General features: G+C 66.5%; 4 protein-coding genes. 2 read left to right on the top strand and 2 right to left on the bottom strand.

The window, feature by feature from the left end:
• The first annotated feature begins 109 nt into the window (after positions 1-109).
• On the top strand, positions 110-13,423 hold the full coding sequence (locus tag ACQP1T_RS10135; protein ID WP_433759686.1) for an amino acid adenylation domain-containing protein: 13,314 nt from the start codon (positions 110-112) through the stop codon (positions 13,421-13,423).
• Between the two features lie 119 nt (positions 13,424-13,542).
• Entirely contained in the window at positions 13,543-14,421 is an 879-nt protein-coding gene (locus ACQP1T_RS10130) for an intradiol ring-cleavage dioxygenase (RefSeq protein WP_433762124.1), read from the top strand.
• 55 nt (positions 14,422-14,476) lie between these two features.
• Here the strand turns inward: ACQP1T_RS10130 and ACQP1T_RS10125 are convergent, their stop codons facing one another.
• Together ACQP1T_RS10125 and ACQP1T_RS10120 are read right to left on the bottom strand one after the other, a co-directional pair.
• Positions 14,477-14,890 carry a DUF7144 family membrane protein gene (locus ACQP1T_RS10125; RefSeq protein ID WP_433759685.1) on the bottom strand — a complete coding sequence of 138 codons (414 nt, stop codon included), beginning with the start codon at positions 14,888-14,890 and terminating at the stop codon, positions 14,477-14,479.
• Positions 14,891-14,978: 88 nt separating this feature from the next.
• Positions 14,979-17,099: an MMPL family transporter gene (locus tag ACQP1T_RS10120; protein ID WP_433759684.1), complete on the bottom strand. Its 2,121-nt coding sequence runs from the start codon at positions 17,097-17,099 to the stop codon at positions 14,979-14,981.
• Positions 17,100-17,173 lie beyond the last annotated feature (74 nt).

The raw sequence follows: 17,173 nt of genomic DNA, 5'->3' as shown, positions 1-17,173 counted from the left end.
TGTGAAACGGCTTCGGTGGACTCGGTGCCGGTCCAAAATGAATCTAGCTACGCGACGGTCGGGACCAGCGGTGCACAACCGCGTCAGACGTCAGAACGCAGGTCTGCTTATGCATGAGTCATTGTCTTCGAGTTCGACAACCGACAACGAGGGCGCGTTCCCGTTATCGGCGGCCCAGCGCGGCATCTGGTTCGCCCAGCACATCGCGGGTGATACGCCCATTTCGATCGCGCAATACGTCGAACTGGTCGGCGAACTCGACCTCGACGCACTGGCGGAGGCCGCGCGCCGGACCGGACGGGAATTCGGCACCGGCTATATCCGGCTGGTCGATGTCGATGGTCAGCCGTACCAGTACGTCGACACCACCTTGGCGGACGAGCCCCTCGTCATCGATCTCCGGGACGAGCCCGATCCGGCCGCGGCCGCGCATGCCTGGATGCGCGCGGAATACGCCGCACCGCTGGATCTCATGCGCGACCGGCTGGTCTCGGTGGCCATGCTGCGGGTCGCCGACGATCGCTGGTTCTGGTACTCGCGCATGCACCACATCGTGCTGGACGGCATGGGGGCACTCGCCCTGGTCCAGCGGACCGGCGAGATCTACAACGCGCTCGTCGAAGGTAAGGAACCTCCCCCCGGCAAGGCCGAACCGCTGCAGAAGATCGTCGACGCCGATCTGGCCTACCGCAGTTCGGACCGATTCGAGGCCGATCGCGAGTACTGGCGCGAGCACCTGGCGGGCATGGCCGATCCGGTCAATCTCGCCGGCCGGGAGGCCGAGGTCGACGCACCGCCGAGCCGAGTCTCGGGTGCGCTGCCCTCGGCGACGGCGGAATTGCTCGATACCGTGGCGAAGGCGGCCGATTCGGGTGTCGCGCCGACCATTGTCGCCGGATTCGGCGCTTATCTCGCCGCGATGACCGGTGCACCGGAGGTGATCCTGAGCCTGCCGGTTTCGGCGCGCACGACGGCCTCGCTGCGCCGCTCCGGCGGCATGGTCGCCAATGTCGTTCCGCTGCGTCTCACCTTGACGCCCACCACGACGGTGGGAGCGGTCATCCGGGCCACGCAGCGCGAGCTGACCGGTGCGCTGCGCAGGCAGCGGTACCGGCAGGAGGATATCGTCCGCGACCTGGGCTGGGCGATGGACGAGGCCACGTCCTTCGGTCCGGCCGTCAATTTGATGATGGTGGACACCAGGATTCAGCTCGGCGCGGTCACCGGCCGACTGCACGTGCTGACCTCCGGGTTGATCGATGATCTGTTCCTCAACCTGTATCCGGGCGTGGGCGGCGAGAGCACCCACATCGATCTTCAGGGCAATGGGAACCTGTACAGCACAGACGAATTGGCGGGGCACCACGCGCGCTTCCTGATGTTCCTGCACCGCTTCCTCGCCGCGGGACCGGATGCACCACTGTGCACCGTCCATGTTGCCTCCGAGGAGGAACAGCGTCAGCTGGTACCCGCGCGCGGACCCGAGGGGGTAGCGGCGCGCACGCTCCCCGACATTATTACGGCTGGTGCGGCGCTCGATCCGGAAGCGGTGGCGCTGCGGTACGGCGACACCCAGATGACCTACCGCGAGGTCGACGAATATACGAACCGTCTGGCCCGGGTGCTGATCGCCGCGGGCGCCGGACCGGAACGCACCGTGGCGATTTCGATTCCGCGTTCGGCCGAATCGGTGCTCGCGACGCTGGCGGTGGCGAAATCCGGTGCCGCATTCGTACCCATCGACCCGACCTATCCCGCCGACCGGATAGAGCATATGGCCGGCGACAGCGGTGTCGTCGCGGGTGTCACCGTGGGTGCGGCGCGAAAGTCATTGCCGGACAGAGTGAATTGGCTGGTCCTGGACGACGAGGCGACGGGCGATACCGTGGCGGTACAGGATTCGGCGGTGCTCACCGATGCCGATCGCCGGATGCCGGTGCATCTGGATCAGATCGCCTACATCATCTACACCTCGGGGTCGACGGGACTGCCCAAGGGCGTGCTGGTGTCCCACCGCGGCCTGGCGAATCTGGTCACCGGTTCCGGCGCGGGCTTCGGGGTATCCGCTGATTCCGTTGTGGCACATGCTGTTTCACCGAGCTTCGATATTTCGGTCGAGGAAATCTTCGTCACCCTCGCGGCGGGCGCGACCCTGGCCGTGGTGCCGCCGTCGGCGTATGCGGGCGAGGAGATGGCGGAAGTACTGCGCGGCCACGGCGTCACACATCTGAATGTGACCCCGGCGGTAGTGGGATCTCTGGATCCTGCGACGCTGCCGGAACTGCGCACGATCGTTGTCGGCGGCGACGCGTGCCCGCCGGAACTGGTAACCACCTGGACCGGTCGAGCGTTGTTGAACGGCTACGGGCCCACCGAAACCACCATCACCGTGACCTTGAGCGGGCCGCTCAGCCCGGATGGGCAGGTCACCATCGGCGGTCTCACCCGAGGCGTCAGCGCTGTCGTGCTCGACCCGTGGCTCCGGCCGGTCGCCCGCGGGGCGGTCGGTGAGTTGTACCTCGCCGGTCCCGGTGTGGCACGCGGATATCACCAGCGCAATGGGCTGACCGCCAGCCGCTTCGTCGCCAACCCGTACGCGGCGGGCGAACGCATGTACCGCACCGGCGATCTCGTGCGCTGGACCGCGCGCGACGAACTGGAATACCACGGCCGCAGCGACTTCCAGGTGAAGGTACGCGGATTTCGCATCGAACTCGGCGAGATCGATGCCGCGCTGCAGCGTCAGCCGGATATCGATTTCGCGCTCACCATCGGCGCCGAATCCCCGACCGGCGCGACCGCGCTGGTGGCCTACGTCAAGGGCAAGCCGGGCGCCGAAATACATCCGGAAGCGCTGAAAGCCGCCGCCGGTGAGACGCTTCCGGCGTATATGGTCCCGTCCGTCATCATGGTGCTGGACCATATCCCGTTGACACCGCTCGGCAAGGTCGACCGCAGGGCATTGCCCGCACCGGATTTCACTGTTCGCGCCGTCGCGGGCCGGGCGCCGTCCACCCCGCGCGAAGCGGCGCTCGCCGAACTGTTCGCCGACGTGCTCGGACTCCAGACGGTCGGGGTCGACGAGAGCTTCTTCGCACTCGGCGGTGACAGTATCGTCTCCATTCAGCTGGTTTCGCGCGCGAAGGCCGCCGGAATCGGCTTCAGTGCCCGAGATGTGTTCGAGCGCAAGACCGTCGCGGCATTGGCGGCGATCGCGACCGAGGTACGCGCGCAGACGGTGACCGAGCTGCCGGGTGGCGGAGTCGGGCCGGTGCAGCTCACACCGATCGTGCACGCGATGGTGGAGCACGGCCCGACCTGGAACCGCTTCGGTCAGGCCGTCTTGATCGGCCTCCCCGCCGATTTCGGCCGGGAACAGCTCGGCCTGGCCGTCAAGGCACTCATAGATCACCACGATGTACTTCGCTCGACGCTGCGGCACACCGAAGGCGGCTGGGAATGGGTTGTCGCCGAATCCGGTTCGGTCGATGTCGATGCGTTGATCGACGTCGTCACGGCCGAAGCGGACCTGGCCGACACCTGCGAGCGCGAATTGCAGCGCGCGGCGGATCTGCTCGATCCCGAGGCGGGCATCGTCGCACGCTTCGTTCTCATCGAGCAGGCCGAGGGCGACCCGGTGTGCTGGCTGGTGCTGCACCATCTGGTGACCGACGGCGTCTCGTGGCGAATCCTGCTGCCGGACTTGGCGATCGCCGCGGCGGGCGGCGCGCTCATGCCGGTCGGCACGTCGTTCCGGCGATGGGCGCACGGCCAGGCCGAGCAGGCGGCCGAGCGCACCGCCGAGCTGCCGCTGTGGCAGCGCGTGCTCGCCACACCCGATCCGGAGATCGGCTCGGCGGCACTGGATCCCGCGGTCGATGTCGTCGCCACCATGGGTCAGTACCAGTCCACCGTCGACCCGGATATCGCGAACACAGTGCTGGCCACCTTGCCAGACCAATTCCATTGCGGCGCCGACGATGTGCTGCTGGCCGGACTCGCACTTGCGGTGAGCCGCTGGCGAGAGCGCTCCACCGCACTGCTCACCCTGGAGGGCCACGGCCGCTCCGAGACAATGCTGCCCGGCGCCGATATCGCCCGCACGGTCGGCTGGTTCACCAGCATCTACCCGGTGGCCATCGACGTGACCGGCATCGATCTCGACGACGCATTCGCCGGTGGCAGCGCGGCGGGTACCGCGATCAAGGCGATCAAGGAACAGCTGCGGGCGGTGCCGGATAAAGGCATCGGCTACGGCATGCTGCGTTATCAGAATCCGGAGACCGCCGCCGTCCTCGCGGACACGCCGACACCGCAGCTGAGCTTCAACTATCTCGGCCGGGCGCTCACTGGTGGACATGCGGGACCTTGGCTCCCACAGCGTTTCGCGGCAACACAGAACGACAACGCACCGATGCCCGCGGTCATCGATATCAATGCCGTACTGACCGATGTCGGACTGGAGGTCACCTGGGCCTACGCCTCCCGGCTGCTGGACGAGGCGGACGTGCGCGAACTCGCCGAGCTGTGGTCGCAGGCGCTGCGGGCACTCGCCACCCACGCCACCTCGCCCGGCGCGGGCGGGCGCACACCATCGGACTTCGAGCTCGTCGCGGTGCAGCAACAGCAGATCGACTCCTGGGAAAGCGCCTATCCGAATCTGGTGGATGTCTGGCCGCTCTCGCCGCTGCAGTACGGCCTGCTCTTCCACGCGCTCTACGACTCCGACACCGCCGACGGCTATACCGTGCAATCGCTGCTCACGCTGGCGGGCACGGTCGATGCCGGTCGACTGCGCAGCGCCGCACAGGCTTTGTTGGGACGACACGAGAACCTGCGTGTCGCGTTCGTCGAGACCGATGACGGTCCACGCCAAGTCGTCCTCGGCCGCGCCGAAATCAGCTGGCACGATGTGGATCTCACCGATATCGCGGATGTCGCTGAACGCGATCGCGAACTGGATCGCCTGATCGCCCTCGATGCCCGCACCCGTTTCGAACTCGCCCGACCACCGCTGATCCGCTTCACCCTCATCCGCACCGCCGCGGATACCTATCGACTGGTGATGACCAATCACCATCTCGTGCTCGACGGCTGGTCGACGCCGCTGCTGGTGCGCGAACTGCTGACGCTCTATGTCATGTCGGGCGACACCTCCGTACTGCCGCCCGCGCACTCGTATCGGGAGTTCCTGACCTGGCTCGATGAGCAGGACAATGCCGCCTCGCTCGCGGCATGGACGCAATCGCTGGCCGGCGTTGATTCGCCGACGCGCGCGGTCTCGACGCTTGCCGGCATCGAATCCACCGAGACCGGCATGATCTCGCACGATCTGCCCCGCGCGACGGTCGAACGGCTGGAGGCCACCGCCCGTGAATCGGGTGCGACGGTGAATACGATGGTGCAGGCCGGGTGGGCCATGCTGCTGGCCATGCTCACCGGCCGCACCGATGTGGTGTTCGGCGGCACCGTTTCCGGCAGGCCGCCGGAGTTGCCCGGCGTCGAAGAGATGGTCGGACTTTTCATCAATACGCTGCCGGTCCGGGTGCAGCTCGATCCGGCCGAGAAGGTCGCGGATCTGCTGACCCGCATCCAGTCCGAGCAGGCGCGGTTGATGGATCACCAGCATGTCGGTCTGGCCGCCATCCACCGGGCCGTCGGCCTCGCCGAATTGTTCGACACCCTGACCGTATTCGAGTCCTATCCCATCGACCGCGAGGCACTCTCGCAGGCACTCGATATCGCGGGTATGCGGGTGCTGGATATCGAGGGCACCGACGCGACACCGTATCCGTTGAATCTCATGGTCATTCCGCTGCGCGGCGACGACGGACACGACACGCTGCGCATCACCCTGAAGTTCATGGCCGACCAGTTGCCGCTCGACGCGGCACAGCCACTGCTGGATCGCTTCGTGCGCCTGCTGATCCAACTGGCCGACAATCCGAATGCCCTTGTCTCCCAACTGCAGTACTGCGACGATGCCGAGCTCGCCACGCTGCTGCCGGTACATGGCACGGAATCGGCTCCGCCGCAGACCCTTCCGGAGGTTCTCTCGGCGGGCGCGCGTATCGATCCGGACGGCATCGCGATCACCGCGGGCGATCTCACCATGAGCTACGGCGAACTCGATGCCTGGTCCAACCGCTTCGCCCGGGTCCTGCTCGGGCGCGGTGTCGGCCGCGAGATCTTCGTCATACTCGCACTGAGCCGTTCCCTGGAATCCATTGTGGCCGTGTGGGCCTTGGCGAAGACCGGTGCGGCGTTCCTACCGCTCGATCCGAGCTACCCGGTGGAGCGGATCGAACATATGCTCGCCGACTCCAAGGCCCCGATCGGCGTGACGGTCACCGAGATCGGTGAGACGCTGCCCGGCAGTATCGACTGGCTGCTGCTCGACGACCTCAACACGATTCGACGGGTCATGCTCGTCTCCGACGCACCCATCACCGACGAGGAGCGCGGCGGCCCGATCAATATCGACCAGACCGCCTACCTGATCTATACCTCGGGCTCGACCGGTAAGCCGAAGGCCGTGCTGCTCAGCCACCGCGGCATCGCGAATGTGACCACCGCACAACGGGACACCCTCGAACTGGGTCCCGATACCAGTGTGCTGCAGGTCATGTCGCCCAGTTTCGACGCATCGGTCTTCGAACTGCTGATGGCCCACTGCGCGGGTGGCCGCCTGGTGGTATCGCCGCCGGATGTCTACGGCGGCGCCGATCTCGAACGCCTGCTGCGCAGTGAACGGGTCACCCACGCCGTGATCACGCCGTCCGCGCTGGCCACCATGGAGCCGAACGACCTCGCCGACCTGCGAGTGCTCTCGGTCGCGGGCGAGGCTGCTACCCCCGAAGTGATCGCACGCTGGGCGGTCGAGCGGCGAATGGTGAACCTCTACGGCCCCACCGAATTCAGCATCTGGGCAACTGGTCCCGCCGAACTGCTGCCGGATGAACCGGTCACCATCGGCGGGCCGATCCGTGGTACCGAGAATCTGGTACTCGACACCTGGTTGCGTCCGGTCCCGGTGGGCATCGCCGGTGAGCTGTATCTGGCCGGTCCGGGCCTGGCCCGTGGCTATTTCAATCGTTTCGAGATGACCGCCGCCCGGTTCATCGCCAATCCGTACGGTGCGCCCGGTGAGCGGATGTATCGCACCGGTGACATGGTCCGCTGGGTCACCGATGCGGATGACGCGCTCGTACTGGAGTATTTGGGCCGCAGCGACTTCCAAGTAAAGATCCGTGGTCTGCGCATCGAGCTCGGCGAAATCGATGCCGTGCTCTCGCGCGACGAGCAGGTCGAATACGCGGTGACCATCGGCCTCCCCGGACCGGCCGGCGCGACCGTGCTGGTCTCGTATGTCCTGCCCACCCCGGGTACCGAACTCGATCCCGAGCGACTGCGCGTCCAGGTGGCGGCCGAGCTGCCCGGCTATATGGTGCCCGGATACCTGGTCATACTCGATGACATTCCGCTCACCCCGGTCGGCAAGTTGGATCGCAAAGCCCTTCCGGTGCCGGACTTCTCGGCAACGCAGCGGCCGTATCTCGCGCCGCGGACACCGGTCGAACAGGCGGTCGCCGAGGTCTTCGGCGAGGTACTCGGCAGCGAGCAGGTGAGCGTCGACCAGTCGTTCTTCGAGCTCGGCGGCAATTCGCTCAGTGCGACCAAGGTTGTCGCCCGGATCAATTCGTCCCTCGGCTCGACCATCGCGCTGCGCGATCTGTTCGACGCGCCGACGGTGGCTCAGCTGTCCGCGCGGGTCATCCCGGCCACCGACGGCAGGCCGGGCCGGTTCGCGCTGGCACCGCGGATCCGTCCGGACCGGATTCCGCTGTCCCCGGCACAGCAACGGATGTGGGTACTCAATCGGATGGATCCCGACTCGCCCGCCTACAACATCGCGGTCGCCTTGCGGCTCACCGGAAACCTCGATGTGGCGGCGATGCAAGATGCGCTGGCCGATGTGGTCGAGCGGCACGAGAGTCTGCGCACCATCTACCCCGCAGACGTCGAGGGACCCCGTCAGGTGGTGATCGGTACCGCGGCGGCCGCGCCGGAGTTGATCGTGGTCGATGCCGAAGACACTGCCGCCCTGCGTCATCGGATCAATGCCTTGGCGGGCACCGGATTCGATATCACCAAGGAACCGCCGCTGCGCGTCGGCATCTTCCGCATCGCCGACGGTGCCGGTGCGGACGGCAAGGCGTTGGTGCCGGTGTCCTCCGGCCCCACGGTGGGCATTCCGCCGGTGGCTTCGCATGCGTCGATGGACGTCGCGCCGGTGTCGTCGAGTCCGGTCGTGGCCGAGGCGCCGATGGTGGTCGAGGCGCCGTCGGTGCATATCGTCGTGCTCGTGGTCCATCACATCAGCGCCGACGGCGCCTCGATGGCGCCATTGGCGGCCGATCTGGTCGCGGCGTACTCCGAACGGACCAGCGGGACCGACACCACCCGCGTGCCACTCACCGTGCAGTACGCCGATTTCGCGCTGTGGCACCGGGAGTTGCTCGGTAGCGAGTCGGATCCGGAATCGCTTGCGGCACGGCAGATCCGGTATTGGACCGATACGCTCACCGGTGCGCCGGATGTGTTGGAACTGCCCGCCGATCGCCCGCGTCCGGCGGTGCAGTCGATGCGCAGCGCCGATGTCGATTTCACGCTGGACGCGCGATTGCACAGCGCCATAATCGAATTCGCTGCCACCAACAATGTCAGCGTATTCATGGTCGTGCACGCCGCGCTTGCGGTGCTGCTGGCCCGGCTCGGCGGCACCGACGATGTGGTGATCGGCACGCCCGTCGCGGGGCGTGGCGAAGAAGCACTCGACGACCTCGTCGGCATGTTCGTCAATACGCTGGCCCTGCGCACGGCGGTCGATACCGGAACCGGATTCCGGCAGTTCCTCGCGACCGTGCGGGCCGCGGATCTGGATGCCTTCGGCAATACCGATGTGCCGTTCGAACGGCTCGTCCAGGTGCTCAACCCGACCAGATCGACCGCACACCATCCGATATTCCAGGTGTCGCTGTCACTGCAGAACTTCGTCGAACCAGTCCTGGAACTGCCGGGACTGCGGTTCGAGGTGGAGGATTTCGATCGCGGTGCCTCGCAATTCGATCTCACGCTCGACCTGCGTGAACGTTTCACCGCCGACGGCCCGGACGGCGTCGAGGGTGTATTGACCTACGCTACCGACCTTTTCGACGAAGCCACCGTGGTGACCTTCGCCGACCGATGGCGTCGCGTACTCGCCGCGATCGTCGCGGATATCGATATCCGCCTGGCCGATATCGATATCCTCGCCGAATCCGAACGCACCGAGCTGGTTCCGGTACGCGGCACCGAGACCGCGGGGACCATCACACTCACCCAGGCGCTCGCCGCATCCGCCACGTCCTATCCGGACCGCCCGGCCCTGGTCGCCGACGGACGCACCACGACCTACCGTGAACTCGACGCCCAGTCGAACCGGTTGGCCCGGCTCCTGCTCGAAGCGGGTGTCGGCACGGAAACCGTAGTGGCGCTGGGCCTGCCCCGCTCCGCCGAACTGCTGATCGGCATGTGGGCGGCCGCCAAGGCCGGTGCGGCCTTCCTGCCGGTCGATCCGAAACATCCGGTGGACCGGATCGATCACATGCTCACCGATTCCGGTGCCCGGGTCGGCCTGACCCTCGCCGCCTACCGGCCGCTACTGCCCGACAGCACCGAGTGGCTGGTGCTCGACGATGCCGAATTCAGTGTGCGCGAAAGGGCGGCAAGCGACGCGGCTTTGGCCACCGGATCGATCCGTCCGGACAACCCCGCCTGGATGATCTACACCTCGGGTTCGACCGGAACACCCAAGGGCGTCTCCGTCTCCCATCGCGGCATAGCCGACCTCATCGCGGCACAACGAGAATCGCTCGGCGTAAACGAGAATTCGCGGGTATTGCAGGTCGCCTCACCGAGTTTCGACGCATCGGTTTTCGAAGCGCTGATGGCATTCGGCTCCGGCGGAGCGTCCGTGGTGGCACCGCCCGAGGTCTTCGGCGGAAGCGCACTGGCCGAATTGATTGCCGCCGAACAGGTTACGCATATGGTGATCACGCCATCGGCCCTGGCCACCATCGACCCCACCAAGGTGTCGAGTGTGCGGGTGCTCGCGGTGGCTGGCGAGGCGGTCGGCGCCGAATTGGTCGAACGCTGGTGCAACGGCCGGACCATGCTGAATCTGTACGGTCCGACCGAATTCACCATCTGGGCAACGGGTTCCGCACTCGTCGCGGGCACACCGGTCACCATCGGTGCGCCGATCCGGGGTGCGGCCGTACTGGTCCTCGATGATCGGCTGCGTCCGGTGCCCGTCGGCGTCGCGGGCGAGTTGTACCTCACGGGCTCCGCACTGGCCCGCTGCTATCACGCCCGACCGAGTCTGACCGCCGCGCGCTTCATCGCGAACCCATACGGCGGCCCCGGCGAACTCATGTACCGCACCGGTGACCTGGTGCGCTGGATCCGGGCGACCGGACTGGAACTGGAGTACATCGGCCGCACCGACTTCCAGGTGAAGGTGCGCGGTCAGCGCATCGAGTTGGGTGAGATCGACGCGGTTCTCGGTCGCGCGGACGGGGTCGACTTCGCCGTCACACTCGGCGTTCCCGGGCCCACCGGATCCACTGCGCTCGCGGCGTATCTCGTGCGCAAGCCCGGTGTCGAACTCGATATCGCCCGGGTGCGTGCGTTCGCCGCCGATACCTTGCCCGCGTATATGGTGCCCGCCGCATTCGTGGTCATGGATGCCATCCCGCTCAATGCCGTGGGCAAACTCGACCGACGAGCCCTGCCGGAACCGGAATTCATCGTCGAGGAGACCGAGTACCGCGCTCCGACGACGCCGACCGAGGAGATCCTGGCGCATATCTATGCCGAGCTGCTCGATCGCGACAAGGTCGGCGTCGATGATTCGTTCTTCGCGCTCGGCGGCGACAGCATCATGGCGATCAAACTGGTCTCCCGCGCGAAATTGCACGGCATCCAGTGCACGCCGCTGCAGGTCTTCGAACATCGCACGGTGGCGGCATTGGCCGCGGTGGTGGCGGGGCCGGTCGCGGCGCTCGACGAACTGCCCGGCGGCGGTATCGGCGAGTTGCCGCTCACACCGGGCGTACGCGATCTGGTCGAGCGCGGCGGCGATATCGACCGCTGCGCGCAGTCCGTGGTGCTGGAACTTCCGGTCGGCATCGAGCGAGCACAGCTCGTCGCGACAATCGCCGCCGTGGTCGATCGGCACGACATACTGCGCTCGCGCCTCTGGCGTGCCGAGGACGGCTGGCACTGGCGGATCGACGAGCCGGGCTCGGTCGATGTCGACGCGCTGGTGCACCGCATCGAATACGACGCCGCCGCCGACGCGCTCGATCTGCGCGAATACGCGGCCACCGAGCTGGATTCCGCGGCCGAACGGCTTTCCCCGGCGAATAGTATTGTGCTGCAGGCTGTCTGGCTGGATCCGATCGGCGATGCCGGGGCCAGGACGCGGCCGGGTCGACTGCTCGTGGTGGCGCATCGACTCGCTGTCGACAGTGCGTCGTGGCGAATACTGGTGGCGGACTTGATCGCCGCATGGGCGCAGGTATCGGTCGGGAACACACCGGTCCTCGCCGATGTCGGTACGTCGATGCGGCGATGGTCGCATGCCCTCGTCGATGAGGCACGGACCGAACGCCGCAGCGCCGAACTCGACTACTGGCAGGGCATGATCGCCGGTCCCGATCCGCTGATCGGCTCCCGCGAGCTCGATGCTGCGCTCGATCGGGTGCACACAACGCGCTCGGTCGAATTCGAGGTATCCGAAGACGTCAGCACCGCACTGCTCAGCACACTGCCCGAACTGTTCCAGGGCACGGTGACCGACACCCTGCTCGCCACGCTGGCATTGGCGCTGGTGCGGTGGCGGAAGGTGAGCGAACCGACGACCCTGCTGCGCTTGGCGGGCGATGGCAGGCAGGACGTGATCCCGGGCGCGGACCTGAATCGCACACTCGGCTGGTTCGCGAATAGCTATCCGGCTCGGCTGGATCTGTCCGCGATCGATATCGATGATGCCCGCGCGGGCGGTGCGGCGATGGGCGCGGCGATCCGCGCGATCAAACATCAACTGCTCGCGATACCGGACCAGGGCGTTGGATACGGGATGCTGCGCTACCTCAATCCCGCTACGGCAGAACAGCTTCCGTCTCGACCGCCGGGACGGATCAGCTTCGAATACCTCGGTCGGCACTCGGACGTCGAAATTCCCGCCGGACTCGAGGGGCTCGGCTGGTCCCCCACCGAGGAATTCGGGGATCTGCACGCGCACGAGCATCCGGAACTCCCGGTCGCGTCCGCGATCGAGGTCAGCGCAGTCGTCATCGACGATCGGTTGCACGCGAATCTCCGCTTCCCCGAAACACTCATCGATCGCTCCGCGATCGCCGAGCTGGCCACACTTTGGTACGAGATGCTCGGTGCGGCAGCCCATTTCGTGCACACTCCAGCCGCACAGCGCGCCGCCGACGACGAAGCCGCGACCATCGCCGCGCAGGTGGCGGCACGCGAGACCGCCGCCGCGCCAGGCGGACTCGGTCTCGATGTGCTGCTTCCGATCCGGCTCGGCGGCACCGAGCCCGCGCTGTTCTGCATCCACTCCTCGTCCGGAATGTCGTGGAGCTACCTGGGATTGGCGGAACGACTGCGGCCCGGTCGCCCGATCTACGGCCTACAGGCGCCGGAACTCAGCGGCCGCGAACCGGCGGCGCGCTCCATCGACGAGTCCGCCGACCGATACATCCGCGAAATCCGCGCCGTACAGCCGACCGGGCCGTACCATCTGCTCGGCTGGTCCTTCGGTGGTCTCATCGCGCACGCCATGGCGGCGAAACTGCAGGCCGAGGGTGAAACCGTCGGTGTCGTCGCCCTGCTGGACACCGACCATGCCGATATCGACAGCGACACCATCGAAGAGCTGTCCGCCGGCGCGTTCGTCAATACCTTCGGCGCGATCTTCGGCATCGATGACGTACCCGCCGATGCGAGCGCCGAGGAAGCCGCCGAACTCATCGAGGCCCGGCTCGGTGTGGAACTGATCGATCCCGAGATCATCGAGCGAATGGCGGCTTCCTACAACGCGTCCGCGCGCACCCGCACCGGTTACCACCGCCCGGTCTACCGCGGTGACCTGCTCTATTTCAGCGCCACCGTGGACAGCTCCGATATCGTCGGGCCGGATGGTTGGCGGCCCTACGCCTCCGGCCGAGTGGTCAACCACGATATCGATGTCGCACACAACGACCTGACCTCACCGCACGCACTTTCGATCATCGCGCCGGTACTCGATGAGCATCTCGCTGCGCGCTCACAGCTTGTTCCCAGCCCAGGCCCACATACCGCCTAGCCCGCGTCCATAGCGTCACGGTCGACAGCTGACCGCGACGACGGAAGGACAACGCAGTGAGCGCAGCGACCACCCAGCACGGCGACGGACACGAGCACGATCTGGGACTCGCCCACGATATGAAGGTGATGTCGCGCCGCCGCGCCCTGGTCTTCTTCGGCGCCGCCGGGGCGGCGACGGTGGCGGCGGGCTGCGCATCGGCGACGACCACCAGCGCTACCTCGTCCAGCACGGCCGCCGCCAGCACGACGATCACCAGCACCGGCACGGTCACCGCCGCGCCGCAGGAGACCGCGGGCCCGTACCCGGGCGACGGCTCCAACGGGCCCAATGTGCTGATTCAATCGGGCGTGGTCCGGTCCGACATCACGACCAGCTTCGGCTCGTATTCCGGTGTCGCACAGGGTGTTCCGATGACACTGCGATTGAAGCTGCAGGACTTGGCCAAGAGCGGCGCCACGGGGGCGGGCATGGCCGTCTACGTCTGGCATTGCGACCGTTCCGGCGAATACTCGCTCTACGGCGAGAGCATTACCGACCAGAACTACTTGCGCGGCGTGCAAGTCGCGGATGCCAATGGTGAGGTGAGCTTCACCTCGATCTTCCCCGCCTGCTACTCCGGGCGCTGGCCGCATATCCATTTCGAGGTCTACGACTCGCTCAGCAGCGCCGTCGCGGGCGATAACGCCCGCCTGACCTCACAGATCGCACTGCCGCAGGACGTCTGTAGCACCGTCTTCGCCGCCGACTCCGGATACGCACAGAGCGTCAGCAACCTTTCCCAGACCTCACTCGCCTCGGACAACGTCTTCGGCGATGGCTGGGATGCCGAAATGGCCACGGTCACCGGCACACCGAGTTCGGGTATGACCGTTTCGATCACCATCGGCGTCGCCCAGAAATCGCAGAACACCCAGTCCGGCGGCGGCACGCCGCCGAGCCAAGGCGGTCCCGGCGGACAAGGTGGCCCGGGTGGACCGCCGCCGCGCACCAGGTAGGCAGACAAATCGGCCCCTACCCGTACCCGACGGGCGGGGGCCGAGAACGCGAAACCTATCGGACGACTGTGCTATCCGCACCGATTTGCCGCGCCAGCGCCCAGATCACCAGCACATCGAGGGCGATCATCACCAACGACCAGAACGGGTACATCGGCGCGAACAGGAAGTTGTCCAGCAGGCTGATCGAGGCCATTACGATACCCGCGAGATAAGCCCAGGTCTGTCCGGTGACAATGCCGACGCCCGCGATAATGATCAGCACCGCGATCACCAGGTGGACCCAGCCCCAGGCCGAGACGTTCACCTGGAAAACCTGATCCTCGGTCAAGACGAAGAGGTCACGCTTGGCGATGGCCGCTATGGCGGCGAGCAGATGCAGCAGGCCGGTGATCAGAAGCAATACGCCCGCGAAGATCGTCATGTCATTGAGCGCGGGTCCGGTCTTGGTCGGGCCGGGACTGGTCATAACACACCCTCCTTGGCGAAACGCGTGGTAACCGACGGCCACAACGTAACTCCTCGACGCGCCTGAAATGCGGCAGCGCGGCGGCGGGTCACTTACTGAGACTGATCTCCGGCTCGGGTTCCGGCGCCGCACGCGGCCGGGCCAGCGCACTCGGCCACCAGATCCGGTCGCCGATATCCAGCGTCAGGGCGGTGACCAGGATCGAACGTACGATCACGGTATCGAGTAGCACGCCGATGGCGATGACAATGCCCATTTCGGCGAAGGTCACCACCGGCATGGTCGCGAATACCGCGAATGTGCCTGCCAGCACAAGTCCGGCCGAGGTGATCACGCCGCCCGTCGCGGCCAAACCGATGAGCGCGCCCGCCTTGGTGCGATGTTTGATCGCCTCCTCGTGCACCCGCGACATCAGGAAGATGTTGTAGTCGATGCCGAGTGCCACCAGGAAGACGAAGGTCAGCAGCGGCAGTCCGGCGTCGGCGCCGGTGAAACCGGCCAGATCGAAGATCCAGCGGCTGAGCCCGAGCGCGGCGAAATAGGACAGCACTACGGTCGCCGTGAGCAGAATCGGTGCGGCCACCGCGCGCAACAGCACCATCAGGATCGCCATCACGATGGCGAGCACCACCGGCACGATGACCCGATTGTCATGCGCCACAGCGCGTTTGATGTCCAGCACGACGGCGGTCTGGCCGCCGACCCTGGCCTGCGGATCCACCGCGTGCACGGCCGCGCGCACCCGGTCGATGGTGGCCTCGGCGGCCCGACTATCCGGCGGATCGGTGAGCGTGCCCTCCAAATAGGCCAGATCGTCCTTGACGATCGGTCGCGAGGGCGCGGTAATTCCGGGTGTCGATCCCAAGGCGGTGGCGACCGCATCGACGCGTCCGGACGAGGCGACCACCATTACCGGCTGACCGGTGCCCGCCTCGAAATGCCGCTCCAGCACCTCGGTTCCGGTGACCGCGGCGGATGAGCCGACAAAGGCGTCCTTATTCGCGATGCCCTCGGCCTCCAGCCCGCTGGCGCCGAGTGCGAGTACGCCGAGTGCCAGCGCGGTGCCGATCCAGACGGTGCGCGGCCGCCGGGCAATCGCGAATCCGACGCGCGCCCAGATGCCGGATTCGGTCTCGTTGGCGGTGCCGAAATTCGGATGCCGTGGCCAGAAGATCCACCGGCCGACGATCACCAGCAGCGCGGGCAGCAGCGTCAACATCGCCAGCAGCGCCACCGTGATTCCGATGGCACAAACCGGCCCGATGCCCTTGGTGGAGTTCATTTCCGCAACCAGCAGCGCCAACATCGACACGATCACGGTGCACCCGCTGGCCAGCACCGCCGGTCCGGCGCGGTGCAGTGCGACCGCCATCGCGTCGTGTTTGTCGGGATGGCGGCGCAGTTCCTCGCGATAGCGCGCGACAAGCAGCAGCGCGTAATCGGTGCCCGCGCCGAAGACCAGTACGGTGAGGATGGCCTGGCTCTGCGCGTTGACAGTCAGGCCGATCTTGGTCGCACCGAATACCGCGGCCTGCGATATCACCAGCGCGAAACCGACCGTGATCAGTGGAAACGCCCACAGCATCGGACCGTAGGTGAGCAGCAGAATGACGATGACGACCGCGGCGGCGGAGTACAGCAGCAGACCGTCGATATCCTTGAACACCTCGCCGAATTCGGCCGCGTACCCGGCCGGTCCGGTGGCATAGAAGGACAATCCCTCGGGTCGCTCCCCCGCCGCGTCATTGATCCCACCGACCACATTCGTCAGGCGGTTCCAGCCCTCGGATCCCATCGAGATCGGCACCAGAATTTCCAGCGCCTGACCATCGCCGGACTGGATCGGGCCGAACACCTTATCCGGCGCCACATGCTCGACCTGCCGGAACCGGTTGGCATCGGCGCCGACCGCCAGTCGATCGGCATCGGTGATCCCGTCGCGGCGCTCGTACACCAGCACCACCGGAATATTGTCGCTGTTGCCGAATTTCTCGGCCAGCTTGAATGCCTGGGTGGATTCGGCGCTGTCCGGCAACCAGGTGACATTGTCGTTCTTCTGTGCGCCGGTGAGCTTTCCGGCGAAAGTGCCGAGTGCCAACAGGGCGATGATCCAGACGCCGAGCACCACCCATTTGCTCCGACGGCCACTCGGCACCCGCGCGAGTCGGCCGAGCAGATCGGACATATCCGGGTCGGTCGGTGCGGACATCGGGCCCCCTCGGTTGCCGCCACTCGGTCGGACCGATGCTACTGCCGGGTTCCGACATCCGCGAGTGAAAAGGT

The organism is Nocardia sp. CA-135398 (assembly GCF_050955845.1).
In the GTDB taxonomy this organism is placed as follows: Bacteria; Actinomycetota; Actinomycetes; order Mycobacteriales; family Mycobacteriaceae; genus Nocardia.
The sequence above is the reverse complement of the archived record's forward strand: the minus strand, read 5'-3'. Positions and strand labels throughout refer to the sequence as shown.

Coding starts and splice junctions, on each gene's coding strand:
- ACQP1T_RS10120 (WP_433759684.1), bottom strand. CDS start 17,099: ATGTCCGCACCGACCGACCCGGATATGTCCGATCTGCTCGGCCGACTC.
- ACQP1T_RS10130 (WP_433762124.1), top strand. CDS start 13,543: ATGAAGGTGATGTCGCGCCGCCGCGCCCTGGTCTTCTTCGGCGCCGCC.
- ACQP1T_RS10135 (WP_433759686.1), top strand. CDS start 110: ATGCATGAGTCATTGTCTTCGAGTTCGACAACCGACAACGAGGGCGCG.
- ACQP1T_RS10125 (WP_433759685.1), bottom strand. CDS start 14,890: ATGACCAGTCCCGGCCCGACCAAGACCGGACCCGCGCTCAATGACATG.